This is a genomic window from Actinoplanes sp. NPDC051405 (assembly GCF_055586185.1).
This window is the reverse complement of the sequence record NZ_JBVJIR010000002.1, coordinates 670,447-695,781: the sequence shown is the minus strand read 5'-3', so window position 1 is coordinate 695,781 and position 25,335 is coordinate 670,447. Positions and strand designations below refer to the sequence as shown.

The following is a 25,335-nucleotide window of genomic DNA, read 5'->3' as shown; positions in this document are numbered from 1 at the left end:
ACCGGTGCCCCCTACCGAAGTATGGGTGCGTACCGGATCCGAGGGCCGATGCGCCGGGCGGCCGGCCGCGGCCAGGCTCTCGGCCATGGTGAGACGAGCGGGGTGGATCGGTGCGGCGGCCGGCTGGGGGATCGTCGCGGGGTGGTGGATGCCGCGCGGCCCGTTGACGGGCGCGCAGGCGCTGTGGTCGGTGGGGCTCAGCATCGTCGTGGGGGTGGCGATCGGCCGGCTGAGCTGGTCACGGTGGTCGCTGCTGATCGCGCCGGCGGTCTTCGTCGTGGCGGTGGAGCTGCTGCGGCTGCGCGTGGACGGGCCATCGGTCGACGCGCCGCACGCCAGCGCTCTCGGCTTCATCGTGCTGGTCGCCGGGCGCGGCCTGCACGCGGTGCTGTCGGTGCTGCCCATGGTGCTCGGTGCCCTGTACGCGCGGCGCGGCGGCACCGGCGGCCGGCGATATCTGCGGCGTACGGCGACGGCGTTGCTGAGCGCGGTGCTGCTGGCGGTGACGGTGGCGGTGGCCGTACCGGCCCGGACGCCGGGGATCGCGGGGGAGCGGAGCATCGCCGAACTGACCCGGATCGACGCGGGCGGAGATCGGCTGGGTGCGCTGATCCGGGGCGTCGACCGGTCGGCACCTGTGTTGCTGTTCGTGCCGGGGGCGCCGGGCGGCTCCGAGCTGGGCGCGGCCCGGCGCCACCTGGCCGAGCTGGAGAAGCGGTTCGTGGTGGTGACGCTGGACCGGCGTGGCGGAGGATCGTCGTACCCCGCCCTGGATCCGACCGCGACGGTGACGCTGGACAGTGCGGTCGCGGACGTCATCGCCGTCACCGAGGCGCTGCGCCGCCGGTTCCACCAGGACAAGATCTTCCTGCTCGGGCACTCCGGCGGCTCGATCCTCGGCGTGCTGGCGGTGCAGCGGCGGCCCGAGCTGTACCGGGCGTACATCGGCGCCGGGCAGGCAGTGGATCTGCCGGCCAGCGACAAGATCTTTTACGCCGACATCCTGGCCTGGGCGCGAGCCACGGGCCGCGAAGAGCTCGTCCATACGCTGACCGCGCTCGGGCCGCCGCCGTACCGGGACGTCTACTCGTACGAGCCGATCATGCTCTACGCGAACCAGGTCTACGACTACGACCACTCGGGCAACGAGGCCGGGGCGGACGATCCCTTCGACGGCATCAACGCCTCGGAGTACACGTTGTTGCAGAAGGCGCACACCGTCAACGCCGTGCTGGACACCTGGAACGCGCTCTACCCCCGGATGCAGAGCGTGGACCTGCGCCGCGACGCGCCCCGGCTCGACGTGCCGGTCCACTTCGTGCAGGGCGCCCACGAGATGCGGGGCCTCGCCGCCCTCTTCACCCCCTGGTACGAGGCGCTGCGGGCGCCCGGCAAGCGGCTGACCGTGGTGCCGTCCGGTGGCCATCGGGCGTTCCTGGAACAGCCGCGCCGCTTCGCCGAGGTGATGGACGAGGTGCTGGCTCAGGCCGGGGGCAGCACCCGGTAGGTGAGGTGGGTGACCAGCGACGCCGACCGGCCGGAGAGCTGCTCCAGGCGCACCGGCGGGATCCCGTCGAAGAGCCGCTCGCCCCGGCCCAGCACCACGGGCGCGATGTGCAGGCGCAGCTCGTCGATGATGCCGGCGGCGAGAGCCTGGTTGATCGTCGAGGCGCCGCCGGCCACCGAGGTCCGCCCGTCGCCGGAGGCCTCGCGGGCCCGGGCGAACGCCTCCTGGATGCCGCCGGTGACGAAGGAGAACGTGGTGCCGCCCTGCATCACCAGGTCGGCGCGCGGGTGATGGGTGAGGACAAAGACCGGCTTGTGGTACGGCGGGTCCTCGCCCCACCAGCCGCGCCACTCCGGATCCCAGTCGCCGCGCCCGGGGCCGAACATGTTGCGCCCCATGATGAACGCGTCGGCGGCGGTGATCGCCGCCAGCTCGGCGGTGTTCTCGTCCGGGGTGTCGAACATCCAGCGGTGCAGCTGCTCGCCGCCCTCGCCGATGGGATCCTGCCGGCTCTGGCGGGGTCCGGCCACGAAGCCGTCCGCGGAGACGGCCGGGTCGGAGGTCACGTAGGCCATGGTCGTTGTCCTCTCAAAACCGGTTGTAATCCGCAATCGGTTGGGACCGTACCGGAGACCGGTTGTAGAGTGCAACCGGTACGGCGTGGTGCGGTCCGAACCGGCGAGGAGCGACGATGACCGAGGAACACCGGTCCGGGTGTCCGATCAACCTGTCCCTGGAGGTCCTCGGGGACAAGTGGTCGCTGCTGATCATCCGGGACATGATGTTCGGCAACCGCCGGCACTTCCGGGCTCTGCTGACCGAGAGCGAGGAGGGCATCGCGTCCAACATCCTGGCCGACCGCCTCCAACGGCTGACGGCGCTCGGCATGCTGACCTCGGCGCCCGATCCCCGGCACAAGCAGCGCATCCTGCTCAGCCTGACCGAACCCGCCATCCAGCTGGTGCCGGTGCTGGCCCACCTCGGCGCGTGGGGCCGCCGGCACCTGCCGGTCACCCGCGAGCTGGCCATCCGGGCCGAGCTGCTGGAACGCGGCGGCCCGGCGCTCTGGGAGGACTTCATGGCCGAACTGCGCGAGCTGCACCTGGGCGTGCCCCGCCCGTCCGGCACCGAGTCGGTGCTGGTCCGGCTCACCGCCGCCTACCACGCCGAAGTGGCTCGGGGCGAAGCCGCGTGATCCCGGCTTGGCCCGGGGTGGGGCCGCGTGATCCCGGCTTGGCCCGGGGTGGGGCCGCGTGATCCCGGCTTGGCCCGGGGTGGGGCCGCGTGACCCCGGCCTGGCCCGATCGAGGCCGCGTAACCGCCGGATGTGCCGTCCCCGGCCCGGGCGGGAACCGGGCTCGCGCGCCGGCGCGTCCAAGCGCGGACTGCCCTCGTGCGATCCCGGAGGCCCACCATGTCCGTCCGCCGCGCCCGCCCGATATCCGCCCTGCTCAACACCGCGATTCTGCTGGGTCCGGTGATCCTGCTCGCCACCGCCGTGCGCCGGCCGCGCCGGGGAGGTGACCGGGTGGACACCGCGGCCGCGACCGTTCCCGATCTGGTCGGCCGCGACGTCGCGCGGGTCGACAAACTGGCCGGTGACGCCGGCGTGGTGCCGATCCTGAGCTACCGCCCCCGAGCCCGGCAGGCGCCCGGCACGGTGGTGGCGGTTCATCCCGCCGCCGGATCAGCGGTGCGGCGGGGCAGCACGATCCAGGTCTCCGTGGCGGGCCGCCCGGCCGCGGACCTCGACGGCCGGATCGCCGCCGACCGCCGCCGCTTCGTCGGGCTCGGCGCCGACCCGGACGGGACCGTGGTCGTCGCGGTCGCCGCCGGTGTGGACCCGGACGTCGCCGTCTCGGCCATCCGTCCGGCCCTGGCCGGCCGCCGGCACCGCGTCGTCGCCTGCCCGACCACCTTCGCCGAGCTGGAGAGCGTCCGGGCCGGGGTGAGTGCCGACCTGCTGCGGGCGGCCGGCTACACGGTGCGGGTGGATCCGGTAACGGGCGCCGTCCGCGTCGCGGGCGACATCCCGGCCGACGTCGCCGCCGCGCTCACCGACCGCTACGGCCGGGCCGTCGTCGTGGAGCGTGACGGAGCCGGCCGCCGGTCGGCGTGAGTCAGCTGGTGATGTCGCGGCCGGCGAAGCGTGCCCACGCCGCCGACAGGAACACCAGGATGTAGGCGCCGGCCGACAGCAGCCCGGGCGTCAGCGCGTCGAAGGACACCGGGTTGCGCAGCAGCTCCCCGAAGTCCTGCCAGTGCCGGGTCAGCAGGTACGGATGCAGCCAGTCAAGCTGCGGGATCTGCTGGAGCACAAAACTGGCCACGGTCAGCATGGTCAGCGCGATGGTGGCACCCATCGGCTGCTCGGTGAGCGTGGACAGGAACAGTCCCATGGCGCCCAGCGCCGACAGGCACACCCCGAGGAACAGACAGACGCCGAGCAGCCGGAGCAGCGCCTCGCCGAAGCCGACCTGGGTGCCCGACAGCAGCGTGACGTCCCCGCCGCCGAACAGGATCAGCCCGATCACCAGCCCCGAGACCGCCACGACCAGCGGAGCCAGGAACGCACCGGCGACAATGCCGGCGTACTTGACGGCCAGCAGGCGGGTCCGGCCCACCGGCACGGTCAGCAGGTAACGCAGCGTGCCCTGGTTGGCCTCGCCGGCCACCGCGTCCCCGGCCAGCATCGCGATGGCGATCGGCAGGAACAGTCCCAGCTCGACGCCGAGCGCGGCCAGCGCCACGAAGAAGCCGTTGCCGGTGATCTGGGCGAAGAAGTCCGGACCGCCACCGGGGCCGTCCGAGGTGTCCGGCGCGGCCACCTTCATGGCCACGGCCAGCACGATCGGTACGGCGGCCAGCGCGGCCAGGCCGACCTGGTTACGCCGGCGCACCGCGATCAGGCGCAGCTCGGAGCGCAGGAACCGGGTGGAGACCCGGCGTACCGGGGTCGCCGGGATCCCGGACACCTCAACCGCTGACATCGAAGCCTCTTCCGGTCAGGGAGACGAACACGTCCTCGAGGCTGGGCGACTCGGCCGCGAAGCCGCGTACCGCCACCCCGTCGTGCACCAGCGCGGCCACCACCTTCTCCGGCGCGATCGCGCCGAGCTGCCCGGTGGCCTCGGCCGCCGTCTCGGCGACCTCGGTCAGGCCCAGCGTGCGCAGCACCTGGGCGGCCTGGGCCGGCTGGTCGGTCAGCACCCGGGCCCGCGGCGCCGCGTCCGAGCGCAGCTGGGCCAGCGGCTCCTGGGCGACCAGCTTGCCGCGGTGCATGACCCCGACGTGGGTGCAGACCTGCTCGACCTCGGCCAGCAGGTGCGTGCTGAGCAGCACCGTCGCGCCCTCCGCGGCGAGCGCCCCGACCAGCGTGCGCACCTCGCGGGTGCCCTGCGGGTCCAGGCCGTTCGTCGGTTCGTCGAGGATGAGCAGCTCCCGTGGCACCAGCAGGGCGGCCGCGATGGCCAGCCGCTGCTTCATGCCGAGCGAGTAGGTGCGGTAGCGCTTGCCGGCCGCCGCGCCCAGCCCCACCCGGTCCAGGGCCGCGGCGATCCGGGCGTCCGACGTACGGGCCTCGGCGCTGCGATCGGCCGCGTCCACCCGGCGCAGGTTGTCGCGCCCCGACAGGTACGGGTGGAAGCCGGGGCCCTCGACCAGCGCGCCGACGCGGGGGAGCACGTCGGCGGCGTGCTCCGGCATCGCCGCGCCGAGCAGCTCGTGCTGCCCGGCGCTGGGACCGATCAGCCCCAGCAGCATCCGGATCGTGGTGGTCTTGCCCGAGCCGTTCGAGCCGAGGAAGCCGTAGACCGAACCGCGGGGGACAGCCAGGTCGACGGTGTCCACCGCGACCTGGCTGCCGAACCGCTTGGTCAGCCCCTGTGTGGCGACCGCGAGGTCAGTCACTTTCCGGCTGCCTCATACAGCTTCTCCGGGGCCACCGCGCCGACCAGGATCCGGCCGTCGTCGGTGATCAGCGCGCTGAACAGAGCGCTGGTGAGCAGGTGCCCGCTGCCCCAGCTGCCGCTGGTCTTCGGCAGCGTTCCGACGATGGCGTCCAGCTGCCCGGCCGCGCCCGCCGCGCCGTCCTCGGCCTTGGCGTCGTCGCCCTTGGGCATCTTGGCCACCAGCACCGACGTCCAGCCCTTGCCGACGACCTTGGTGCCCTCGGCGGCTTCCTTCTGCGCCTTCTCCGCCTCCGGCGTGGTCGCCTTCTTCTGCTCCTTGGCGATGTCGGCCTCGCTGGGCTCGGTCACCTTGGTGCCCGGCGGCGGGTTGAAGGTGAACTGCTCGGCGTCCGGCACCTCGAAGCTGACCTGCTGGAACGCCACCCGTACGGCCGGGTCGTTGGCGCCCTTGGCGTACACGTCCACGCCCAGCGGGATGTGCTTCTCCGCGTCGATGGCCAGGCGCACCTGGCCCACCAGCGAGGCGGTGTCACGCGGGGTGAGGACCAGCTCGTACGCGTCCCGGCCGGCGACCTTGGCCGCGCCGGTCGTGGTGACCGCCGTGGTCGGGTCGATCGCGGCGAGCGCCGCGTCGGCGGCCTCCTGCGGCGTCGACGGCACACCCGACGGCAGCGCCTCGGGCTTGGCCGCCTTGCCGGCCTTGTCCGCCGGCAGCTTGTAGTGCGTCGCCGAGCTGTCGGCGCTGCGCCACATCCACACGTCGGAACCGTTGCGGATCACGTCGGTCTCGCCGAGCGTGCCCATCAGGGCGAGGCGTGCCTTGTCCTCGCCGGCGTACCAGACGCGGGCGGTGTTGCTGCCCGCGACCAGGTTCATGATCTCCGAGCTGCCGGCTCCGCTGGTGACGCCGGGCAGCGACGGCAGGCCCAGGTCGGCCGTCTGCACGACCGTGCCGGAGAAGCCGTCGACCTTCGCGTTCTGCACGTCGACCAGCAGCTGAGCCGCGCTGCGCTCGGGCAGCGAGGGGTCCGCGCTGGCGACGATCGTGCCCGCCGCGGCGCCGCCTCCGATGACGACGACCGCTGCCGCTGCCGGAACCAGCCAGCGCAGCGCGGGCCTTGACCTGAACACACTCACGATGAGCACCTCCCGTTGTCTGCAGCCATCCTGCGCCGCACCGGCTGTGATGCCGCTGAGAACATCCCCTAGGGGTTGCCCCACCCGTGCCAAGGTAGTGGGGTGCGGTTGCTGGTGGTGGAGGACGAGGCGCGGCTCGCGGCTGCCCTGCAGCGTGGTCTGCAGGCCGAGGGTTTCGCGGTGGACGTGACCGGCGACGGTCAGGACGGGCTGGAGCTGGCCCGCCACGGTGACTATGACGCGATGATCCTCGACGTCATGCTGCCGCGGCTGTCCGGCTACCGGGTGGTGCGCCAGCTGCGGGCCGAGCAGAAGTGGCTGCCGGTGCTGATGCTCTCGGCCAAGGACGGCGAGTACGACCAGGCCGACGGGCTGGACTGCGGCGCCGACGACTACCTGACCAAACCCTTCTCGTACGTGGTGCTGCTGGCCCGGTTGCGGGCGCTGCTGCGGCGGGGCACCCCGGAACGCCCGGCGGTGCTGCGCCACGGCGACCTGGAGCTGGACCCGGCGCAGCGCAAGGTCACCGTGGCCGGGGCCGAGGTGGTGCTGACCGCCCGCGAGTTCGCGCTGCTGGAATACCTGCTGCGCCGCCCCGGCGAGGTGGTCTCCAAGACCGAGCTGCTCGACCACGTCTGGGACGCCGCGCTGGACACCGCGGCGAACGCGGTCGAGGTCTACGTCGGCTATCTGCGCCGCAAGATCGGCCGGGACCGGCTGGAGACGGTCCGCGGCGCGGGCTACCGGCTGGCCGCCGTCGACGGGTCCTGAGCATGGCCTGGCTGCGCCGGCTGAGCCTGCGGGCGCGGCTGCTGCTGGTGTCGGTGGTGGTGCTCTTCGTCGGGCTGGCCGGCGGCGGCGTGGTGCTGGTCGCGACGATGAACTTCGCGCTGCTGCGGACCGCGAACGAGGAGGCGCTCGACACCGCCAAGGCGGTGGCCGAGCTGGTGAACGAGAACACGCTGAGCGATCCGCTGCCGGCTGCTCCGGGCGTACGGGTGCAGGTCGTCGACGCCCAGAACCGGGTCCGTTCCGTGTCCGCCGGGGCCGACCGGCTGGTGCCGATCCTCTACCCGGACGAGATGGACGCGCTGGGGGACCGGGAGGGCCAGTTCATCCCCGGCAACCGGATCGGCTTCGACGGCCGGGTCCGGGTGGTCATGGTGCTGGCCGGGCCCGCGAACGACCGGGTCCGGGTGCTGGTCGCACGGCCCACCTCGGACCTGACCCAGGGCCTGCACCTGCTGCGCACCACGCTGCTGCTCACGTTCCCGGCGCTGGTGGCGCTGCTCGCGCTGGTCGCCTGGCGGGTGGTCGGCGCGACCCTGCGCCCGGTCGAGGCGTTGCGGGCCGGCGCCGAGGAGATCACCGGCGGCGCCCGCTCCGACCGGCTCCCGGTGCCCGACTCGCACGACGAGATCCACCGGCTGGCGGTCACCCTCAACGGCATGCTGCACCGCCTGGACGCGGCCCGGGGACGGCAGCGGGCCTTCGTCGCGGACGCCGCCCACGAGCTGCGCAGCCCGCTGACCAACATGCGCACCGAGCTGGAGGTGGCGCAGCGGCTGCCGGACACCACCGACTGGCCGGCGCTGGCCGACGATCTGCTGACCGATGTGGACAGACTCAGCCGGCTGGTCGACGACCTGCTGCTGCTGGCCCGGGCCGACGACGGGAGCACCCGGGTCGAGGAGCGGCGGATGGAGACCGTCGAGCTGGGCCAGCTGCTGGGCGAGGTCGCGGCCCGCTACCCGGCTGTCGAGTACGAACGCCCGGTGGTGCCGCTACGCACCCGCGGGGACCGCGACGCCCTCGGCCGGGTGGTGGCGAACCTGCTGGACAACGCCGTCCGGCACGCCGCGTCGTCCGTGCGGCTCACGGTGGTGGCCGACGGCGCGTACCAGTTGATCTCGGTCTCGGACGACGGCCCGGGCATCCCGGCGGCCGACCGGGAACGGGTCTTCGACCGCTTCACCCGGCTCGACGACGCGCGGGCCCGGGACGCCGGTGGCTCGGGCCTGGGCCTGGCCATCGTCCGTGAACTGATCCGCCGGCACCGGGGCACGGTGGTGCTGCGGGGTGCTTCCCCGCCGCCGGGGCTGCGTGTGGACGTCCGCCTGCCGGGCGCCTGACCTCAGTGGGCTCCGGGCTTGAGGCCGACGAACTGGGCCAGGGCCGCCTGCCCGGACGGCAGATTGCACTCGGCGATCACGCGGTGCCACGGTCCGAAGCCGTCGTCGTCGAGGATTCCTCCGTCGACGACGAAGCGGATCAGGTCGCGTTGCAGCGGGGTCAGCTCGGCGGCGGTGGTGCCGTCGGCCGCTGGCCCGTCCGGGAAGACGGCGCCCAGCAGCAGGGCGAGCAGGCGGGGATCGGCGCCGTACTCGTAGAACGGCTCGGCCAGCAGCTGGGGTAGGCCGGGTATCGATCCCGGGACCAGGGTGGCCAGCGCCCACAGTGCACCGTCGCGCGGGCTGTGGTGCATCGGCCAGGCCTCGGCCTCGTCTGCCGAGTCCGGCCGGCCGATGAGGTCGGCGAGTTCCCGGGCCAGGCCGGGGTCGGGCTCCTCGGCGAGATACACCGATGCCATCGCCGCCGACCAGCGGGTCAGGTCGTGCGGATGGTCGTGCCACCGGGCGATCGCGGGGATGAGCGCGGGGTCGAGGGTCGTGGCCGCGGTGAGACACAACGTGGCGGCCACCTGCGGGTCCTGCTCGGCGGTGAGCCGGGCGGCGAGCGCCTGCGCCGCGGCCGGAACGGCGGGCGACTCGGCGGGCGCTGCGGCGGATCCAGTGGGTGCCGCGGCGGTGAGCAGGTGTGCCGCGGCGATGCGCAGGCCGGCCTCGGGGTGGTCCAGCACCGTCAGGTAGGCCGGCGCACCCGCGGCGACGGCTGCGAGGGCGCGGTCCTCCCAGGTATCGAGGTCGTCGGGTGTGGCGGACGCCGGCTCGGACAGGCGGCTGACCCACCGGTCGCTGCGGTCGTCCGTCAGCTCGGCCAGGGTCGGCCCGGCGGCGCGGCGGCGCGGTGCGGGCTCGCGGTCGATGGCCATGATGTCGGCCAGCACCGCGTAGGCCGCCGCGCGGGCCGCCACTCCCGCACCGGCGAAGGTGTCGATCAAGAACGGCACCGCGGCGACGGTGGCCGGATATCTCGACCCCTGATGGACGAGCAGGTCGCTCAGGTCGTCCGCCGCCGCACTGTCTCCGGCGGCGAGTGAGCGGAGCAGACCGGGCACGTCACCGGCCGGCCCGTACGCGTGGGTCAGCGTCTGCCAGTCAGGCGCCGGCGGATCGTGGAGCACGCGGAGAAGTTAGCAGCCGAAGTTCGCGGCCGGGTCGCGAAACCCGCGGGAACTTTCCCGGGACGGTCACCGACCAATGACCGTGCCCGGCGCCCCGGCCGGGTCCGACCGGAAGGTTTCTGATGTCGCTGTTGAAGCGCTCGGCCGCGGTGGCCGGGATGGTCACCGCGCTCACCCTCGCCCTCGCTGTGCCCGCGTCCGCGCACGTCACGGTCAACGCGAACACCGCCGTGCAGGGTGGCTACGCCAAGGTCACCTTCCGGGTGCCGAACGAGAGCGACACCGCGAGCACCACCAAGGTCGAGGTCAACCTGCCGGCCGACACGCCGTTCGCGTCGGTGTCGCTCAAGCCGGTGGCCGGCTGGACCATGGCGCCGGTGAAGTCGAAGCTGGCCAAGCCGATCGAGGCGCACGGCACCCCGATCACCGAGGCGGTCACGAAGATCACCTGGACCGCCACCGGGGACGCGGCGATCAAGCCCGGCCAGTTCCAGGAGTTCGACGTCTCGCTCGGCCCGCTGCCGCAGGTGCCGCAGGTGGTGTTCAAGGCGCTGCAGACGTACTCGGACGGCAACGTCGTGCGCTGGATCGACGAGCCCACCACCGACGGCACCGAGCCGGAGAAGCCCGCGCCCGTCCTCAAGCTCACCGCGGCCGCGGCGACCGACGCGCCGGCCGCCGCCACCAGCGGCACCGCACCGACCGTCTCGGCGGCCGGCGAGGCCGAACCGGACGGCAACGGGACCTGGGCCGGCATCGTCGGCATCGTGCTGGGGCTGGCCGCGCTGGTGCTCGGGCTGCTCGCGTACCGCCGCTCGGGTCAGAGCACCGCGGGGCAGTGACCGACGAGCAGGTGACCGGGTGGGCGCTCGCCGCGGGCCGGGGTGACCGGGACGCGGCGGCGGCGTTCGTCCGGGCCACCCAGCGGCAGCTGCGGCGCTTCCTGCAGCACCTGGCCGGGCCGGAGGAGCTCGACGACCTGACCCAGGAGACGTACCTGCGGGCACTGCGCAGCCTGCCCGGTTTCGCCGGCCGGTCCAGCGCCCGCACCTGGCTCTACACCATCGCGCGCCGGGTCGCCGTCGACCACGTGCGGGCCGCGGTCGTCCGGCCGCGGATCGCCCGGGTCGAGGACTGGCAGGGCGCGGCCGACGCGGCGCTCGGCGCCGACCGGCCGCGCTTCGAGGACGACCTGGCCCTGCGCGACCTGCTGGGGGCGCTGAGCGCCGAGCGGCGGGAGGCCTTCGTGGCCACCCAGCTGCTCGGTCTCTCGTACGCGGAAGCGGCCGAGGTCTGCGACTGTCCGGTGGGGACGATCCGCTCCCGGGTGGCCCGGGCCCGCGAGGATCTGGTGGCGGCGCTGGCCGCCAGCGGTGACCCGCGCCGCGGCCGCCCCTCGAACGCGGCGGGCTGACGGCCCGGTCAGCTGCCCGTGTACGCCGCGTAGCACCGGTCGGCGCGTTCGCGGGCGACGGCCGGGTCGGTGCCGTCGGCGACGGCGGCCTCGGCCCAGCTGTCGCTGCTCAGCCGGTAGAAGAGCTTGCCCTCGTCGGAGGCCATCCACGCTTCGATGGCGGGCTGGTCGCGGGGCGCCGCCGGATCCGCCAGGTGCATGGCCAGGCCCAGCAGGCCCGCGTCCCAGCCGATCCCGACGGCGCCGGGGCCGAACTGCTCCCAGAACTCGTCGGCGACGTGCGCTACGTGCTCCAGCTCGAAGCGGGTGCGTCCGTCGCCCTCCGGGACGAGGCGGACTTCCACCCAGCTGACGTCGCCGTTGTACTCCCAGGTGGCGGCGAAGCCGTGCGGCTTGTCGCAGCGGGAGATCGTGCCGCCGGCGTTGCCCTCGAACTGGTACTTGCCGCCCTCGCGGAGCTCGCCGCTGACCGGCAGGAACCAGCGGGTGATCCGTTCCGGGTCGGTCACCGCGTCCCACAGGTCGTCCTGGCCGGTGTCGTAGACCTGGCTGATGGTCGACACGCGTGCCTCGCCGGCCTCCAGGGTGCGTCCACCGGCCTGCCGCCGTACCGCGCTGACCTGCTGCTTCGCGTCAATCATCCGTCGCTCCGATCGTCGTCGCGGGCGGCGAGCCGCCGCTGTCGTTTGCCGCGGGCCACCTCGGTGGCCAGCGCGTCCAGGTGGGGGGTCCAGAACCGGCGGAACCTGCTCAGCCACTCGTCGGCCTCGCGCAGCGCCGTGTCGTCGACCGCGTAGAGCCGGCGGGCGCCGTCCGGGCGTACCGTGGCGAAGCCGTTGTCGCGCAGCACCCGCAGGTGCTGGGAGACGGCCGGCTGGGAGATGCCGAACTCGGCCCGGATGACCTCGGTGACCGCGCCGGAGGGCCGCTCGCCGTCGGCGAGCAGCTCCAGGATGCGGCGGCGGACCGGGTCGCCCAGCACGTCGAAGGCATGCACCCCACCACCTTGTCAGCCGCAGCTTATATAAGTCAAGCCTTAATTGCCCGGCCGGCCGGGCGGACTGCTGCGATGCTGCATGACGTGCGGTTCTGCTCGGTGGTGCTGGCGCTGAGCCTGCTGGCGGGCTGCGGTGAACCCGCGACGCGGGCGCCGTCCACGGCATTGCCCCGGCCGTCGTTCGGGGCCTGGTCCGTCCCCGGCCCCTCGGTGGGCGCCTCGCCCGCCGCGCCGGCTCCCGCGTCGTCCCCGGCATCGTCCCCGGCGCCGGCCGCCGCCGTCAGCCGCGGGTGGGAGCTCACCGTCTACTACACCGCCGTGCAGAGCTTCCACGACGGCGAGCCCGAGACCGTCACCGGCTGCCGCGGGCTCGACTGCGCGCACGGCGACGAGGACCTGGGCGAATATCCCGCCGACTTCGTCGCGGCGGTCAAGGACGAGGGCACCGGGCGTACGGCGGCCGGCACGTACCTGAACTGGTCGTACGACATCGGCTACTGGCTGGACACCGCTGCCCGGGACACCGCCGGCGCCCCGCTGCGCCCGTTCGTCTCCGCCGCCGCCGACCCCGGCGTGCTGCCCCGCGGCACGACCTTCCGCGTCGCCGGCTGCGGGCACACCGACGACGGAGCCGCGGCGCCCGGGGAGGTCTGCACGGCTCTGCGCCGAGCCCGCTGGACCGTGACCGACGAGTTCACGCCCGGCCTCGGCGGCAGCAAGCACGTCGACCTCTACATCGGCGAGGAGACCGGAGCAGGCTTCACCAACTCGGCCTGGTACCTCACCCTCACCGGGGCCTCGGTCAGGACGCGTACCGCTTAGCGGCGCGCTCGCGTGCCTTGGCCGCCTCGGTCTCGCGGTCCTTGGGCGGCGCGGTGGTGACGAGCTCGGCGAGCAGCTCCTCGGTCGCGGCCGCGACCGCGGCGACCGCCCGGTCGAACGCGGCCTGGTTGCGCTGGGACGGATTGGTCGACCCGGCGACCTTGCGCACGTACTGCAGGGCGGCCGCCTGGACCTCGTCAGGGGTGGCGGGCGGCTCGAAGTTGTGCAGCTGGCGAATGTTTCGGCACATGGCAGAAGCGTAATCACTGCCGGCGGCTCGTGGGGGTCCCCGGCCGCCGGGGCGTCACGGCAGGACACCCGGCGGGAACCATTCGACGGTACGGAAGTCGCCGGTCTCCACCGTCTCGTAGGGCTGCTGGCGGTGATGATCCCGGTCGCGACGGCCACCGGCCCGCCGACCGCCAGGCAGTCGATCCGCCCGCTGAACCAGGCCCCCTCGGTGCCGAGGTAGTGGCTGACCCGGAACGTCCCCCGGGCGTCCGGGCCGAGGCCATGGGCGTCGAAGGTGAACCGGATGTCGTCGCCCGCGGCCCGCCACAACGTCGCCGAGCCGACCAGGCTGGGCTCGGTCGGCTTCGGGCGGGTGGCCGACGCGGCGCCACCGGACGTGATCAGGACGGCGGCCGCGGCGGTCAGGGCGAGAACTGCGCGCTCATCATGCTTCCTCCATGTCTCGGGTACTTCCGACATGGATCAGCCTGGTCCGTCGCGGCCCGGCCCGGCTCCCGCCCGGGAGGGAACCGGCTCCCTCTCAGGAGGGACTCACAAAACCCGACGCGTACGCGGCGATCACCGCCTGGGTACGGTCGCGGGCGCCGAGCTTGGCCAGCACGTTGCCGACATGGCCGGGAACAGCAGCGACTCGCCGGCCGCCACCACGCGGATCGCCGCCGGCACCTCGGCCGGACGGGCCCGCTTGAGCAGGAAGCCGCTCGCCCCGGCGCGCAGGGAGGCGTACACGTACTCGTCCTGCTCGAACGTCGTGATGATCAGGATGCGCGGCGGGCGGGCGGCGGTGGCGAGCGCGTGCCGGGTGGCCTGCAGGCCGTCGATCGCCGGCATCCGCACGCGCCGGTGGTCGCGAGCTGCGCTCCGGCGCCCGCAGCCAGCCGGGGGAGATCACGGAGGTCCGGCTGCCGGGTCACCGACGCCTGACCCTGTCGTGGCGGGGTGAGGGCGGCGGGGGAGCGGACAGGCCGGTACCGCTCGTCGCGGAGCAGGCCCAGGACCTGGTCCAGATCCTCCATGGCGGCGCGGCCCGTCTCCTCGATCGCGGTCAGCGCCCGGCGCCGCGCGAAGGTCGGGTCGCGTTCCAGCAGCTCGCCGGCGGCGGCCGCCTGCAGCACGCTCACTGTCAGTGCGTGGCCGACCGAGTCGTGCAGGTCGCGGGCCAGCCGGTTGCGCTCGGCGAGCTTGCGCGCCTCGGCCCGTACCGCCGCGACCCGTTCGTCGGCCGACGGGCCCAGCAGCACCGGCGCCATCACGGCGGCCAGGGCGCCCAGCCCGGCTGTCGCGTAGCCGGTGGCGAGCAGCAGGGCCACGCCCAGCAGCCCGAGGCCGGCCGGCCGGTATGCGTCATGATCAGCTCCGCGGCGACCGGCACGGCGACGAACAGCGCCAGCCCGACGATCGCGCCCACGCCGAGATGCACCGTGAACCACAGCGCCGCGCGCACCCGTGCCTCGAGCGCCGGCGTCGCGGGCGGATCCGGCAGGACGCCGCCGAGCGGCAGGAACGCGCCTCGCCGGTACGTCGTGGCCAGCACCAGCGGCCGGATCATCCGGGTCGCGGGGACCGCTCGCTTACCGCCGCGGGCGGGGTCCGGGGTGCCACGGTGGACATGCCGGGGCCCTAGTGCGCCACGGCACCGGCCGCTGCCCCGGCGAGGTCCGGCCCGCGGGCCCGGATAGGTTCTGCGGATGAGCGTGGACGTCGATGAGTCGCAGCCCGCTGCCGTTGCCGCTCCCCGGCATCACCGACGGTGGCTGGTCGCTTTGCTCATCGTGGTCATGCTGGGTCAGATGGCGGCCGCCATGGTGGTCACCTCGGTGCAGCAGACGCCGACCATCGACGAGCCGGTCTACGTCGGCGCGGCCATCACGTACGTCCAGCAGCACAGCCTGCGCTACAACCCCGAGCATCCGCCGCTCGGCAAGCTGATCATGGCGGCCGGGCTCGTGTTCGCCGATCCGCAGGTCGATCCGCGCTACCGGGGAAACCAGTCCGAGCTGGGCCGGTACGTGCTCTACGAGGCCGGCAACGACCCGTACGAGCTGATGTTCGCCGCCCGGCTCCCGATGATCATCCTGACGCTGCTGTTCGGGCTGGTGGTGTTCGCGTTCGCGCGTGACCTGGTGGGACCGGTGGGCGGGCTGCTCGCCCTGGCCCTGTACGCCTTCTCGCCCGACCTGATCGCGCACGGGTCGCTGGCCACCCTCGACGTGCCGGCGGCCGGTTTCCTGCTGACCGCCGCGTGGCTGCTCTGGCGGGCCCGGAACCGCCCGCAGCTGTACCTGCCGCTGGCCGGGCTGGCGCTCGGGGCTGCCCTGGCGACCCGGATGAGCGCGCTGCCCGCGGTGCCGGTGGTCATGCTCCTGGCGTTCCTGGCGGTCAGGCGGCTGCGCGGGGTGCTGGCCGCGGCCGGGGTCGGCCTGATCGCGCTCGCCGTGGTGTGGGTCAGCTACCTCGTCGTCGATCCGACGCTGCATTTCCTGACCCCGATCGGCCTGCCCGAGCTCCAGGGGCTGAAGCGGACGCTGGTGAGCCTGGTGCCGCTGCCGGAGCCGTACCGCGACGGCATGCGGATCCAGTTCGGCTTCGAGAAGCAGACGTTCAACGGCTTCCTGTTCGGCGAGGCGTACCGGGGTTCGCGCTGGTACTACCTGCCCGCGGCGATGCTGGTGAAGACGCCGCTGGGCCTGCTGGTGCTGTGGCTGGCCGGCGCGGTCACCATGCTGACCGTGGCCCGGCTGCGGGTGGCGGCCCTGTACGTGCTCGTGACGCCGGCGATCTTGTTCCTCGTGGCCATGACGGGCGCCCGCAACTACGGCAGCCGGTACGCGATCTTCCTGCCGGTATTCCTGGCCGTGGCCGCGGCGGCCGTGGTGACCCTGCGCCCGCGCTGGACCCAGGTCACGGCCGCGGCGCTGATGGCGTTCGTCGCGGTCAGCTCTGTCCGCACGTTCCCGTACTACCTGCCGTACTCGAACGAGGCCTTCGGCGGGCCGGCGAAGACCCACCTGCGGCTGCACGACTCGAACGTCGACTGGGGGCAGGACCTGGGCCGGGTCGCCGACCGGCTGCGCGAGCGCTATCCCGGCGAGCCGGTCTGGCTGCTGTACAAGGGCGCGGGGGTGCCGGCCGCGTACGGCATCGACGCGAAGGACCCGCGCGGGGTGCCCCCGGCCGAGGTGCGCGGCCTGCTGGTGGTCTCCGATTCCACGATCGCGGGCGCCACCGGCCGCACCCGGGCGCTGATCGCCGGCAGCGGCGCACCGATCGACTCGGTGGGCCACTCGATCAGCATCTACCGCCGTCCATGACGTCGTCCGCCCCGCCGGTCAGCCGGTGGTCGGCTCCAGGCCGAACTTGCCGTTCTCGGCCCGCAGCAGCAGGAACTTCGGTGTGGTGCGGGTGCCGTCCGGGTTGAAACTCAGCGGGCCGCTCATCGCCGCCAGGTCGGTGGCCGCGATCGCCTTGCGGACCGCCTCGCGGTCGGTGCTGCCCGCCCGCTTCACGGCGTCGAGGGCGACGTTCACCGCGTCGTACGCCTCGACCGTCGACGGTCCCGGCGGGGTGCCGAAGGCCGCCTGGTAGCGCTTCGACCATTCGGCCAGCTCCGGCAGGAACTCCGGGAAGATCAGTGCGGTGCCGTACACGTCGCGGGACTGCGCGGGGGTGAGGTTTTCGAGCAGCGGGCCGTCGGTCGCGCCGTCGCCGACGACGATCTTGCCGGTGAAACCGTTGCCGCGCAGGTCCTTGATGAGCTGGCTGGCCTCGGCGTAGTAGCCGGTGTAGTAGACGATGTCGGCCTTACCGGCCCGCACCGAGCCGGCGATCCGGGAGTAGCTCGGCGCGCCCTGGCTCAGCTCGAACTGGCCGGTCACGATCAGGTCGCCGGTGCGTTTCGCCGCCGTGGCCGTGGACTCCGCCAGGGTGACCGGGAAGCTGGTGCCGTCGTGCACGACCGCGACCCGGCGCCCGCCGAGGCGCTTCATCCAGCTGACCGCGAAGTCGGCCTCGGCGGTGACGGTGCCGCAGATCAGGAAGACGTTGTCGTACTTCGGCGCGAGCAGGTCGGTGGAGTTGGACTGGGCCACGACCATCGGCACGCCGGCCGACCGGAAGATCTTCAGGGTGGGCACGGTCGCGCTGCTGCAGTAGCCGCCGACCGAGGCGACGATGTCCTTGCCGACCAGCGTCCGGGCGGCGGTCACGGCGGTGCCGGGATCGCAGGCATCGTCCTCGACGGCCAGCTCGACCTGCCGGCCCAGGATCCCACCGGCCGCGTTGGCCTCACTGATGGCCAGCCGGGCCCCGTTCACCATGGCTTCGCCGGACGGGCTGCTGCGCCCGGTGAGCGGCACCAGGGTGCCCAGCCGGATCGTTCCCGACGACGGCGCGGGCGCACCCGCGGTCTCGGCCGCGGGCCCGCCGCAGCCGGCCAGTCCGGCCAGTACGACAGCCACGGCGACGCTGGACAGCACTCTGCGGCTGCGCATGGGACCACACCCCGTCCTTCGACTCATGGGTCTCATCGGTCCCCGGCCCGGTCACCTGAGCCCATTCGCCTTCACCCCCGCCGCCGGCTGCCGAATAGAGCGCCGTGATCAGCCGCATCCGGGGACGCAGTGTCGCGATGACGGCTGCCCTGGCTGGGGTGCTGCTGGCGCTGGCCGGCTACGTCATCCAGGGCACGGTGCACACCACCCGGGCCACCGAGCAGCAGAGCCACGCGCTGGTCGTCGACTCGCTGTTCTTCGAGGCGCGGATCGCGATCGCCATGCAGGAGGTGAACCTGCGGCACTACCAGGTCGAGCCGTCCGTGGCCGTCCAGCAGCGCTTCGACCAGGTCGCGCTGACGGCGAACGACACGCTGGCGCAGATCATCGCCGGGGACACCGGCCAGGCCCGGGTCGACGCACTGCGGTTGCGGGACGAACAACTGGCGTACCAGGCTCTGGCCGAGCAGCTGATCGCGCTCATCGCCGACAGCGACCCCGCGCACGTCCAGCTGGACCGCCTCGAGGTGACGCCGGCCTTCTACACGTTGCAGGACGACGTGGACGAGGTGTCGCGGGCGTACCACGACGCCGCCCAGTCGCAGGTGTCCGCCTTGCGCCGGACCCAGGTACGGCTGCTGGTCGGCACCTCGGTCGGTTTCGCGGTGGGGCTGACCCTGGTCGGCATGATCCTGCGGCTGGTGCTGAGCTACCAGCGGCGGCTGGTCGAACAGGCCGCGGCGAGCCGGCACCTGGCCCTGCACGACCCGCTCACCGGCCTGCCCAACCGCACCCTGTTCGGTCAGCGCCTGCAGACGGCCCTGGCCGGGGTGACCGCCGCCGCCGATCATCAGGTCGCCCTCATGGTCATCGACCTGAACGGGTTCAAGGCCGTCAACGACACCCTCGGCCACCACGCCGGTGACCTGGTGCTGCTCGAATCCGGGCGGCGGCTGGCCGCCGGGGTCGGTGCCGACGGCGTGGTGGCCCGGCTCGGCGGCGACGAGTTCGCCGTCCTGCTGCCCCGCGTGGCCGGCGCCGCCGAGGCCGCCGAGCTGGCCGAGCGGCTGGTCGGCGCGCTGCGCCGCGACTTCGTCCTGGCCGAGGGCCCGGCCGCGATCAGCGGCAGCCTCGGCATCGCGCTCGGCCCGCTGCACGGCGCCGGCGACGAGCTGTTCCGGCACGCCGACGCGGCGATGTACCGGGCCAAGGGAAACGGCGGCGGGGTCGCCGTCTATGACGCCGCCGAGGACGCTGAGATCCCGGACCGGATGCAGCTCTTCGCGGACCTGCGGGCCCTGCTCGACAGCGGCGACCCGGACGGTCAGCTGCGGCTCTACTACCAGCCCCAGGTACGCCTCAGCGACGGCGTCGTGACCTCGGTCGAGGCGCTCGTCCGGTGGCAGCACCCCGAGCGGGGTCTGCTGCTGCCGGCCACGTTCCTGCCCGTTGCGGAGAGCCGGGGCCTGGAGATCCGGCTGACCGACCACCTGCTGGGGCTGGCGGTCCGGCAGGCCGCGTGCTGGCTGGCCGAGGGGCACACGTACCAGGTGGCGGTGAACGTGTCGCCCGGCTGCCTGATCGACGCCGGTTTTGTCGCCCGGGTGCTGAGCACGGTCGCCGGCGCCGGCCTGCCGCCGCGGCAACTGTGCCTGGAACTGACCGAGACCAGCATCATGGCCGATCCGGACCGGGCGGTCCGCGCGCTGCACGAGGTCCGCGAGCACGGCATCACCGTGTCGGTCGACGATTTCGGCACCGGCTTCAGCTCGCTGGCCCAGCTGCGCCGGGTGCCGGCCGACGAGCTCAAGATCGACCGTACGTTCGTCCGCGACCTGACCCCCGGCACGCCCGACGCCGTCATGGTCCGCAGCGCGATCGACCTCGGGCACAACCTCGGTCTGTCCATGGTGGCCGAGGGCGTGGAGGACGTGTCCACGCTGCTGCGGCTGCGCGAGATGGCCTGCGAGTACGCCCAGGGCTACGCGCTGAGCCACCCGGTGCCCGCCGACCGGCTCCCGCAGGCCTGCCACGACGCCGAGGACGTCGTGCGCCACGCGATCGGTGCCGCACTGACCGCCTGATCCGGGGTGTGGACGGCCGTCGCCGGGGTATGCGCGCCCCATGGATCAGGACGGCCTGCGCGCGAGCATGACCTTCATCGGCAACGCGACGACCGTGTTGCGGCTCGGGGACTTCACCCTGCTGACCGACCCCAACTTCGTGTCGGCGGGCAGCCGGGTGCACCTGGGTTACGGCATGTGGACCCGGCGTCTGCTCGACCCGGCCTGCTCGATCGCGGAGCTGCCGCCGCTCGACGCCGTGCTGCTGTCGCACTTCCACGGCGATCACTGGGACCGGGTGGCCACGGCCGAGGTGGCGAAGGCGACGCCGATCGTCACCACCCTCCAGGCCCAGCGCAAGCTGCGGCGCCGCAAGTTCTCCGACGTCCTGGGCCTGCCGACGTGGGAGAGCCATGAGCTCTCGCGGGGACGGCAGCGGCTACGGGTGACCTCGGTCCCCGGCCGGCACGGTCCCGGCCTGATGGACCGCCTGCTGCCGGACGTCATGGGCTCGGTGGTGGAGCTGGAGGAGGACGGCCGGTGCCGGCTGCGCCTCTACATCACCGGCGACACGCTGTACCGGCCGTTCCTGGAGGAGGTGCCGCGGCGCTGCGGGGAGATCGACGCCATGATCATCCACCTCGGCGGCACGAAGATCATGGGCATGCTGCTCACCATGGACGACAAGCAGGGCGTGGCGACGACCGAGGTGATCCGGCCGCTGCTCACCATCCCGATCCACAACGACGACTACGTGGTGCAGAAGCTGCCGCTGAGCGCGTTCCTGCGGCGGGCCGGCGAGCACGGTCTCACCGGGATCCAGCCGATCACCCGCGGGAACAGCCTGGAGCTGCCGCTGCGCTGAGCCGGTGGCCCGGCGCAGCGGCAGCCCGCCGGCTACGCGGTCGGTGCGGCCGCGGCCATGACCTGCGGGGTACGCTCCCAGACGCGGTGCAGGCCGAGAGCGACGACAAGCTGCTTGCGGTACGCGGCCGTCATGCCGTCGGCGAGCAGGATGCCCGGCGCCTCCACGTCGATGCCCGCGGTGCGCAACGCCTGCACGCCGTCACCCCACGCGCCGATTGCCTTGGCGTGGCGGAAAGCCTCCTGCAGCAGCACGGTGAGCTTCACGTCCGCGAGGTCGCCGGCGCCACCCGCGATCAGGATCGCGTCGTACTCGATCGACCGCGTGGTCAGCAGCGTGCGCTCGATGATCTCCTTGCGCAGGCCCTTGATCAGCTCGCCGCCGTGCGACGCGATGACCCGGACGAAGGCGCCCTGCGCCGTCAGCGCGTCCCGCAGCTTGCCGATCCCGGCGAGGTCGGCCTTCGGACCGGCGACCACGCCGACGACGCGGCCGGCGATCGGGCCCGGCACCCCGGTGACCTGCGACAGGGCGGCGGAGACCCGGACCTCCGCGACCGGCGTGCCGGCCGGGGCGGGCAGTCCCAGCCCAGCGGCGACCTGGGCGCACAGACCGGCGTCCACGTTCGCCAGCACGCCGAGCATGCGCTCGCGGATCGCCTGCTCGTAGCACTTGCCGAGCTCGAAGGTGAAGGCCTCGGCGAGGTGGATGCGCTCGACCTCGCTCAGGCTGGCGTAGAACATCGCCGGCTGGCTGAAGTGGTCGTCGAAGGAGACCGGGTTGGCCCGTACCTTCTCACCCTCGACCAGCCGCGGCACGTGCACGAAGCCGCCCTCCGGCTCGGTCGCCGGGGCCGGGCCCTCGGCCCCGGCCAGGCTGTTGGGCAGGTACGGCGCGATGCCGCGGTGCACGGCGGTCTGGTGCATCCCGTCGCGCAGGTTGTCGTTGACCGGCGCGTGCGGCCGGTTGATCGGCAGCTGCGGGAAGTTCGGCCCGCCGAGCCGGGTGAGCTGGGTGTCGAGGTACGAGAACAGCCGCGCCTGCATCAGCGGGTCGTTGGTGACCTCGATGCCGGGCACCAGATGGCCGGTGTGGAAGGCGACCTGCTCGACCTCGGCGTGGTAGTTGTCCGGGTTGCGGTTCAGCGTGAGCAGCCCGATCGGCTGCACCGGGGCCAGCTCCTCCGGCACGATCTTGGTCGGGTCGAGCAGGTCGATCCCCTCGAACGTCTCCTCGGCGCTGTCCGGCATCACCTGGATGCCGAGCTCGTAGGAGAGAAAGGCGCCGGCGTCGATGGCGTCGGCCATGTCCCGGCGGTGGAAGTCCGGGTCGACCCCGGCGGCGAGCTGCGCCTCCTCCCAGACCAGCGAGTGCACGCCGGCGACCGGCTTCCAGTGGAACTTCACCAGGTGGGTGCCGCCGTCCGCGTCGACCAGGCGGAAGGTGTGCACCCCGAAGCCCTCCATGGTGCGGTACGAGCGCGGGATGCCGCGATCGGACATGTTCCAGAAGACGTGGTGGGTGGCCTCGGTGTGCAGCGAGACGAAGTCCCAGAACGTGTCGTGCGCCGACTGGGCCTGCGGGATCTCCCGGTCCGGGTGCGGCTTGGCGGCGTGGATGATGTCCGGGAACTTGATGCCGTCCTGGATGAAGAACACCGGGATGTTGTTGCCGACCAGGTCGACGTTGCCCTGATCGGTGTAGAACTTGACGGCGAAGCCGCGGGTGTCGCGCACGGTGTCGGCGGACCCGCGCGACCCGAGCACGGTCGAGAACCGGACGAAGACCGGCGTCTCCTTGCCGGCCTCGGCCAGAAAACCCGCCTTGGTGACCGACGCCGCGCTGCCGTACGCCCGGAAGACGCCGTGCGCGGCGGCCCCGCGCGCGTGCACGACCCGCTCGGGAATCCGCTCGTGGTCGAAGTGGGTGATCTTCTCCCGCAGGTGGAAGTCCTCCAGCAGCGAGGGCCCGCGGGGTCCCGCCTTCAGCGAATGATCGGTGTCGCTGAGCCGCAGACCCTGCGCCGTCGTGAGGAACTCCCCGGTCTGCAGCCCCTGTTCCGGCGCCAGCGCACCGGTCAGCGGGGTGGTCGCCGCCGGCTCCATGGCGGCCGGGCTCGGCACGGTGGGCTCTGACCTGCGGGGGCGCTTCACTGCCATCTACTGTCCTCGTCTCGAGACCGGGCACCGGGAGTCCGGGGCCTTGTCCCCGTTGCCCGATTTTGATCATCCGAAACGCGCTATTGATCTATTTTCGGGCCGCGCTGCGCTCCACGAACGCCATCGCCTGCCTCGCCACGACGGTTCCGGCGGTCGTGATGGCGTTGTGCGCGGCGGCCGGGACGACCTCGGTCGCGGCGTACGGCGTCAGCTGGGCGGCCTGCCGCAACCAGCGCGGCGGCGCGATGGGATCGTGCTCGCCGCGCAGGAACAGCACCGGGGCCTGGACCAGCGGCAGCCGGTGGTCGATGCGATGACGCACGGACAGCCGCAGCGTGGTCAGGATCCGGCGGGGTCGTGCGTCCCGGACGTCGGCCGCGATGATCCGGGCCTGCCGCGCGTCCTCCCACAACAGATCGGCCAGCCAGCGGCGCGCCTGGCCGGTGGCGGTGGGCGCGGCCGGATCCACCGTCGGGCCGACCAGCACCAGCGCGGAGACCAGATCGGGCCGCCGCACGGCCAGCTCGACGGCGATCTGGCAGCCGAACGAGTTGGCGAGCACCCGCGCGCCGGTGATGCCCTCGGTGTCCATCCAGGCGGCGATGACCGCCGTGTGCTGCTCGACGTCGAAGACCTGCCGGGGCTTGCCGGACAGGCCGAAGCCCGGCAGGTCGGGCACGTGCACCGGGCCGCCGGTCAGCGCGGCGGCGGTCGGCATCAGGTAGCGGTGGGAGACGGCCAGGCCGTGCAGCAGCACCCACGGCCGGCCGGTGGCGGCGGCCCGGGAGCGTACGTGCAGCCGCAGGCCGGCCACCGCGGTCCAGTGGCTGACGAATCCCTGGGCGGTGCGCGGTGCGGCCCGGGTCAGCTGGCGCTGGCCGGGGCTCATCCGTGCGATGTGTCGTATCACCAGCCGTTGTTACCCCCGGACACCCCAGCGAACCTCAGGGTGGCCCGATCGGCGGAAGCGCCGCGGGTGGACGGCCCGGCGAGGGAGCGATCAGGCAGGTGGGCCGGTCGGGTGGGCGGTCGAGCGGTGCGGGCGGCAGGGCGGTCCGGCCGGCCGGGGTCAGCTGGGGCGGGCTGTCAGGTCGGCCAGGGCGGCGACCAGCCGGTCGACGTCGTCGTCGGTCGTGCCGAGCCCGAAGCTCGCCCGCAGCAGCCCCGGCGTCGCGCTGCCGCAGCCACCCGTGCCCGTGTCCCCGGTCAGCCGGCGCGTCAGCGGGTGGGCGCAGAACAGCCCGGCCCGCACCCCGATGCCGTACTCGCGGGCCAGCCGGTCGGCGATCACCGCGGGGTCGTGGCGGGGCAGGGCGAGCGACACGATGCCGACCCGGGGCTGTCGATCACCGAACACGCTCACCGGCCGTACCCCCGGGACCCTGGCCAGTCCCTCTTGGAGCCGGCCCAGCAGCTCCTGCTCGCGCTCGTGCAGCGCGGCGCGGTCGGTGCGCAGCAGCGCCGCGCAGACCGCGGCCAGCGACACCGCGCCGAGCAGGTTGGGGGTGCCCGCCTCGTGCCGGGCGGCCCCGCGGGCCCACGTCACGTCCCCGGCGGCGGCGCCGACCGCGGTGCTGGCCCCGCCGCCGCTGAGGTACGGCTCGGCGGCGTCGAGCCAGTCGGCCCGCCCGGCCAAAACGCCGGCGCCGAACGGGGCGTAGAGCTTGTGCCCGGACAGGGCGAGATAGTCCGCGCCCAGGGCGGCCAGGTCGACGGGGGAGTGCGGCGCGAGCTGCGCGGCGTCCACGACGATCCGGGCGCCGTACCGGTGGGCCACGTCGGCCAGCCGCCGCACCGGCCAGATCTCGCCGGTCACATTGCTCGCGCCGGTGACCGCGACCAGGACCGGCCCGCCCAACCCCGGCCCGTCCGGCTCGGTCCCGCTCAGCCGGGGCCCGCTCAGCCGGGGCTCGTCCAGCCCCGGTCCGTCCAGCCCGCGCACGCCACGCAGGGCTCGCTCGACGGCCGCGACGGCTTCGTCCGGGCTCGCGGGCGTGGGCAGTCGCAGCGGGCGGCGCCACGGCAGCAGGTTCGCGTGGTGCTCACCGTCGAAGACGATCGTGGTGGCCTCGGGCGGCAGGGCGCGGGCGAGCAGGTTCAGCGCGTCGGTGGTGTTGCGGGTGAAGATCACCGTGTCGCCGGCCCGGGTGCCGATGAACTCGCCGACGAGGTCGCGGGCTCGCTCGTACTCCAGGGTCGAGGTCTGGGAGCGGATGCCGGTGCCGCGGTGCACGCTGCCGTACCAGGGGAGCAGGCTCTGCACGGCGTCCGCGGCGGCGCGCACGCAGGGGGCGGTCGCGGCGTAGTCCAGGTGGGCGAACGGGACCGTCGTGCCATCGGGCAGGTCGACGGTCAGGTCCGCGCCGACGACGTCGAGGTCGGTGTGCTGCAGGACGAGGGACATGGTGCTGCCT

25 protein-coding genes and 1 pseudogene are annotated in these 25,335 nt (G+C 73.4%); 11 read left to right on the top strand and 15 right to left on the bottom strand.

The window, feature by feature from the left end:
- The first annotated feature begins 85 nt into the window (after positions 1–85).
- Positions 86–1,507, top strand: a complete 1,422-nt coding sequence (locus ACZ6S4_RS07685; protein WP_465474124.1) for an alpha/beta fold hydrolase — start codon at positions 86–88, stop codon at positions 1,505–1,507.
- On the opposite strand, the gene ACZ6S4_RS07680 is transcribed toward ACZ6S4_RS07685, so the two are convergent.
- Complete coding sequence (locus tag ACZ6S4_RS07680; protein WP_465474123.1) at positions 1,483–2,082, bottom strand: dihydrofolate reductase family protein; 600 nt, start codon at positions 2,080–2,082, stop codon at positions 1,483–1,485. The genes ACZ6S4_RS07685 and ACZ6S4_RS07680 overlap by 25 nt on opposite strands.
- A 116-nt stretch (positions 2,083–2,198) precedes the next feature.
- Between ACZ6S4_RS07680 and ACZ6S4_RS07675 the strand changes: the two genes are divergently transcribed.
- Together ACZ6S4_RS07675 and ACZ6S4_RS07670 are read left to right on the top strand one after the other, a co-directional pair.
- Complete coding sequence (locus ACZ6S4_RS07675) at positions 2,199–2,702, top strand: winged helix-turn-helix transcriptional regulator (protein ID WP_465474122.1); 504 nt, start codon at positions 2,199–2,201, stop codon at positions 2,700–2,702.
- Between the two features lie 219 nt (positions 2,703–2,921).
- Positions 2,922–3,626, top strand: a complete 705-nt coding sequence (locus ACZ6S4_RS07670) for a PASTA domain-containing protein (protein ID WP_465474121.1) — start codon at positions 2,922–2,924, stop codon at positions 3,624–3,626.
- Position 3,627: 1 nt separating this feature from the next.
- Here ACZ6S4_RS07670 and ACZ6S4_RS07665 read toward each other — a convergent pair whose 3' ends face one another.
- Genes ACZ6S4_RS07665 through ACZ6S4_RS07655 form a run of 3 tightly spaced genes read right to left on the bottom strand, consistent with a single transcriptional unit; the run spans position 3,628 to position 6,555 of the window.
- Entirely contained in the window at positions 3,628–4,497 is an 870-nt protein-coding gene (locus ACZ6S4_RS07665) for an ABC transporter permease (RefSeq protein WP_465474120.1), read from the bottom strand.
- Entirely contained in the window at positions 4,484–5,416 is a 933-nt protein-coding gene (locus tag ACZ6S4_RS07660; protein WP_465474119.1) for an ABC transporter ATP-binding protein, read from the bottom strand. The genes ACZ6S4_RS07665 and ACZ6S4_RS07660 overlap by 14 nt, the downstream gene beginning before the upstream one ends.
- Complete coding sequence (locus ACZ6S4_RS07655; protein ID WP_465474118.1) at positions 5,413–6,555, bottom strand: LolA family protein; 1,143 nt, start codon at positions 6,553–6,555, stop codon at positions 5,413–5,415. The genes ACZ6S4_RS07660 and ACZ6S4_RS07655 overlap by 4 nt, the downstream gene beginning before the upstream one ends.
- Positions 6,556–6,657: 102 nt before the next feature.
- Here ACZ6S4_RS07655 and ACZ6S4_RS07650 point away from each other — a divergent pair, with 102 nt between their 5' ends.
- Positions 6,658–7,326: a response regulator transcription factor gene (locus ACZ6S4_RS07650; RefSeq protein ID WP_360828146.1), complete on the top strand. Its 669-nt coding sequence runs from the start codon at positions 6,658–6,660 to the stop codon at positions 7,324–7,326.
- A 2-nt stretch (positions 7,327–7,328) separates the two neighbouring features.
- Positions 7,329–8,687 (top strand): HAMP domain-containing sensor histidine kinase, encoded by a 1,359-nt coding sequence (locus ACZ6S4_RS07645; protein WP_465474117.1) that lies wholly within the window; start codon positions 7,329–7,331, stop codon positions 8,685–8,687.
- Between the two features lie 2 nt (positions 8,688–8,689).
- Here ACZ6S4_RS07645 and ACZ6S4_RS07640 read toward each other — a convergent pair whose 3' ends face one another.
- Entirely contained in the window at positions 8,690–9,859 is a 1,170-nt protein-coding gene (locus tag ACZ6S4_RS07640) for a hypothetical protein (RefSeq protein ID WP_465474116.1), read from the bottom strand.
- 122 nt (positions 9,860–9,981) lie between these two features.
- Here ACZ6S4_RS07640 and ACZ6S4_RS07635 point away from each other — a divergent pair, with 122 nt between their 5' ends.
- Together ACZ6S4_RS07635 and ACZ6S4_RS07630 are read left to right on the top strand one after the other, a co-directional pair.
- Entirely contained in the window at positions 9,982–10,701 is a 720-nt protein-coding gene (locus ACZ6S4_RS07635) for a YcnI family copper-binding membrane protein (RefSeq protein ID WP_465474115.1), read from the top strand.
- A complete protein-coding gene (locus ACZ6S4_RS07630) occupies positions 10,698–11,273 on the top strand; it encodes a sigma-70 family RNA polymerase sigma factor (RefSeq protein WP_360543318.1) in 576 nt (191 codons plus the stop codon). Before ACZ6S4_RS07635 ends, ACZ6S4_RS07630 begins: the two co-directional genes overlap by 4 nt.
- 8 nt (positions 11,274–11,281) lie before the next feature.
- Here ACZ6S4_RS07630 and ACZ6S4_RS07625 read toward each other — a convergent pair whose 3' ends face one another.
- The gene (locus tag ACZ6S4_RS07625; protein ID WP_465474114.1) at positions 11,282–11,914 is read right to left on the bottom strand and encodes an SRPBCC family protein; all 633 of its coding nucleotides are present in this window, start codon (positions 11,912–11,914) and stop codon (positions 11,282–11,284) included.
- Positions 11,911–12,270: an ArsR/SmtB family transcription factor gene (locus tag ACZ6S4_RS07620; RefSeq protein ID WP_465474113.1), complete on the bottom strand. Its 360-nt coding sequence runs from the start codon at positions 12,268–12,270 to the stop codon at positions 11,911–11,913. The genes ACZ6S4_RS07625 and ACZ6S4_RS07620 overlap by 4 nt, the downstream gene beginning before the upstream one ends.
- 72 nt (positions 12,271–12,342) lie before the next feature.
- Between ACZ6S4_RS07620 and ACZ6S4_RS07615 the strand changes: the two genes are divergently transcribed.
- Positions 12,343–13,092 carry an RlpA-like double-psi beta-barrel domain-containing protein gene (locus tag ACZ6S4_RS07615; protein ID WP_465474112.1) on the top strand — a complete coding sequence of 250 codons (750 nt, stop codon included), beginning with the start codon at positions 12,343–12,345 and terminating at the stop codon, positions 13,090–13,092.
- Here the strand turns inward: ACZ6S4_RS07615 and ACZ6S4_RS07610 are convergent.
- From ACZ6S4_RS07610 to ACZ6S4_RS07595, 4 genes and pseudogenes are all read right to left on the bottom strand, one after another.
- Positions 13,073–13,342 (bottom strand): DUF2277 domain-containing protein, encoded by a 270-nt coding sequence (locus ACZ6S4_RS07610; protein WP_212989454.1) that lies wholly within the window; start codon positions 13,340–13,342, stop codon positions 13,073–13,075. The genes ACZ6S4_RS07615 and ACZ6S4_RS07610 overlap by 20 nt on opposite strands.
- A 522-nt stretch (positions 13,343–13,864) precedes the next feature.
- Positions 13,865–14,181: pseudogene (locus ACZ6S4_RS07605) on the bottom strand (response regulator); the annotation flags it as partial.
- The gene (locus ACZ6S4_RS07600; RefSeq protein ID WP_465474149.1) at positions 14,103–14,594 is read right to left on the bottom strand and encodes a histidine kinase; all 492 of its coding nucleotides are present in this window, start codon (positions 14,592–14,594) and stop codon (positions 14,103–14,105) included. The gene ACZ6S4_RS07600 and the pseudogene ACZ6S4_RS07605, both read right to left, overlap by 79 nt.
- Positions 14,594–14,893, bottom strand: coding sequence for a hypothetical protein (locus ACZ6S4_RS07595; RefSeq protein WP_465474111.1), 300 nt, complete (start codon positions 14,891–14,893; stop codon positions 14,594–14,596). Before ACZ6S4_RS07595 ends, ACZ6S4_RS07600 begins: the two co-directional genes overlap by 1 nt.
- 139 nt (positions 14,894–15,032) lie before the next feature.
- On the opposite strand from ACZ6S4_RS07595, the gene ACZ6S4_RS07590 reads away from it, so the two are divergent.
- Positions 15,033–16,655 (top strand): glycosyltransferase family 39 protein, encoded by a 1,623-nt coding sequence (locus ACZ6S4_RS07590; protein WP_465474110.1) that lies wholly within the window; start codon positions 15,033–15,035, stop codon positions 16,653–16,655.
- 18 nt (positions 16,656–16,673) lie between these two features.
- On the opposite strand, the gene ACZ6S4_RS07585 is transcribed toward ACZ6S4_RS07590, so the two are convergent.
- On the bottom strand, positions 16,674–17,834 hold the full coding sequence (locus ACZ6S4_RS07585) for a branched-chain amino acid ABC transporter substrate-binding protein (RefSeq protein ID WP_465474109.1): 1,161 nt from the start codon (positions 17,832–17,834) through the stop codon (positions 16,674–16,676).
- Positions 17,835–17,971: 137 nt separating this feature from the next.
- Here ACZ6S4_RS07585 and ACZ6S4_RS07580 point away from each other — a divergent pair, with 137 nt between their 5' ends.
- Together ACZ6S4_RS07580 and ACZ6S4_RS07575 are read left to right on the top strand one after the other, a co-directional pair.
- Positions 17,972–19,918 carry a putative bifunctional diguanylate cyclase/phosphodiesterase gene (locus ACZ6S4_RS07580; RefSeq protein WP_465474108.1) on the top strand — a complete coding sequence of 649 codons (1,947 nt, stop codon included), beginning with the start codon at positions 17,972–17,974 and terminating at the stop codon, positions 19,916–19,918.
- A 40-nt stretch (positions 19,919–19,958) separates the two neighbouring features.
- Positions 19,959–20,762 carry an MBL fold metallo-hydrolase gene (locus ACZ6S4_RS07575; RefSeq protein WP_465474107.1) on the top strand — a complete coding sequence of 268 codons (804 nt, stop codon included), beginning with the start codon at positions 19,959–19,961 and terminating at the stop codon, positions 20,760–20,762.
- 32 nt (positions 20,763–20,794) lie between these two features.
- Here the strand turns inward: ACZ6S4_RS07575 and ACZ6S4_RS07570 are convergent, their stop codons facing one another.
- From ACZ6S4_RS07570 to ACZ6S4_RS07560, 3 genes are all read right to left on the bottom strand, one after another.
- Positions 20,795–22,921 carry a catalase gene (locus tag ACZ6S4_RS07570; RefSeq protein ID WP_465474106.1) on the bottom strand — a complete coding sequence of 709 codons (2,127 nt, stop codon included), beginning with the start codon at positions 22,919–22,921 and terminating at the stop codon, positions 20,795–20,797.
- Between the two features lie 88 nt (positions 22,922–23,009).
- Positions 23,010–23,810 (bottom strand): alpha/beta fold hydrolase, encoded by an 801-nt coding sequence (locus ACZ6S4_RS07565; RefSeq protein WP_465474105.1) that lies wholly within the window; start codon positions 23,808–23,810, stop codon positions 23,010–23,012.
- A 180-nt stretch (positions 23,811–23,990) separates the two neighbouring features.
- Positions 23,991–25,325, bottom strand: coding sequence for an aminotransferase class V-fold PLP-dependent enzyme (locus tag ACZ6S4_RS07560; RefSeq protein WP_465474104.1), 1,335 nt, complete (start codon positions 25,323–25,325; stop codon positions 23,991–23,993).
- Positions 25,326–25,335: the final 10 nt, after the last annotated feature.

Bases quoted from the DNA above. Each gene is read 5' to 3' on its own strand.
- ACZ6S4_RS07685 (WP_465474124.1), top strand. From the start codon at position 86: ATGGTGAGACGAGCGGGGTGGATCGGTGCGGCGGCCGGCTGGGGGATC.
- ACZ6S4_RS07680 (WP_465474123.1), bottom strand. From the start codon at position 2,082: ATGGCCTACGTGACCTCCGACCCGGCCGTCTCCGCGGACGGCTTCGTG.
- ACZ6S4_RS07675 (WP_465474122.1), top strand. From the start codon at position 2,199: ATGACCGAGGAACACCGGTCCGGGTGTCCGATCAACCTGTCCCTGGAG.
- ACZ6S4_RS07670 (WP_465474121.1), top strand. From the start codon at position 2,922: ATGTCCGTCCGCCGCGCCCGCCCGATATCCGCCCTGCTCAACACCGCG.
- ACZ6S4_RS07665 (WP_465474120.1), bottom strand. From the start codon at position 4,497: ATGTCAGCGGTTGAGGTGTCCGGGATCCCGGCGACCCCGGTACGCCGG.
- ACZ6S4_RS07645 (WP_465474117.1), top strand. From the start codon at position 7,329: ATGGCCTGGCTGCGCCGGCTGAGCCTGCGGGCGCGGCTGCTGCTGGTG.
- ACZ6S4_RS07635 (WP_465474115.1), top strand. From the start codon at position 9,982: ATGTCGCTGTTGAAGCGCTCGGCCGCGGTGGCCGGGATGGTCACCGCG.
- ACZ6S4_RS07625 (WP_465474114.1), bottom strand. From the start codon at position 11,914: ATGATTGACGCGAAGCAGCAGGTCAGCGCGGTACGGCGGCAGGCCGGT.
- ACZ6S4_RS07615 (WP_465474112.1), top strand. From the start codon at position 12,343: ATGCTGCATGACGTGCGGTTCTGCTCGGTGGTGCTGGCGCTGAGCCTG.
- ACZ6S4_RS07610 (WP_212989454.1), bottom strand. From the start codon at position 13,342: ATGTGCCGAAACATTCGCCAGCTGCACAACTTCGAGCCGCCCGCCACC.
- ACZ6S4_RS07600 (WP_465474149.1), bottom strand. From the start codon at position 14,594: ATGGCGCCGGTGCTGCTGGGCCCGTCGGCCGACGAACGGGTCGCGGCG.
- ACZ6S4_RS07595 (WP_465474111.1), bottom strand. From the start codon at position 14,893: ATGATCCGGCCGCTGGTGCTGGCCACGACGTACCGGCGAGGCGCGTTC.
- ACZ6S4_RS07590 (WP_465474110.1), top strand. From the start codon at position 15,033: ATGAGCGTGGACGTCGATGAGTCGCAGCCCGCTGCCGTTGCCGCTCCC.
- ACZ6S4_RS07585 (WP_465474109.1), bottom strand. From the start codon at position 17,834: ATGCGCAGCCGCAGAGTGCTGTCCAGCGTCGCCGTGGCTGTCGTACTG.
- ACZ6S4_RS07580 (WP_465474108.1), top strand. From the start codon at position 17,972: ATGACGGCTGCCCTGGCTGGGGTGCTGCTGGCGCTGGCCGGCTACGTC.
- ACZ6S4_RS07575 (WP_465474107.1), top strand. From the start codon at position 19,959: ATGGATCAGGACGGCCTGCGCGCGAGCATGACCTTCATCGGCAACGCG.
- ACZ6S4_RS07570 (WP_465474106.1), bottom strand. From the start codon at position 22,921: ATGGCAGTGAAGCGCCCCCGCAGGTCAGAGCCCACCGTGCCGAGCCCG.
- ACZ6S4_RS07565 (WP_465474105.1), bottom strand. From the start codon at position 23,810: ATGAGCCCCGGCCAGCGCCAGCTGACCCGGGCCGCACCGCGCACCGCC.
- ACZ6S4_RS07560 (WP_465474104.1), bottom strand. From the start codon at position 25,325: ATGTCCCTCGTCCTGCAGCACACCGACCTCGACGTCGTCGGCGCGGAC.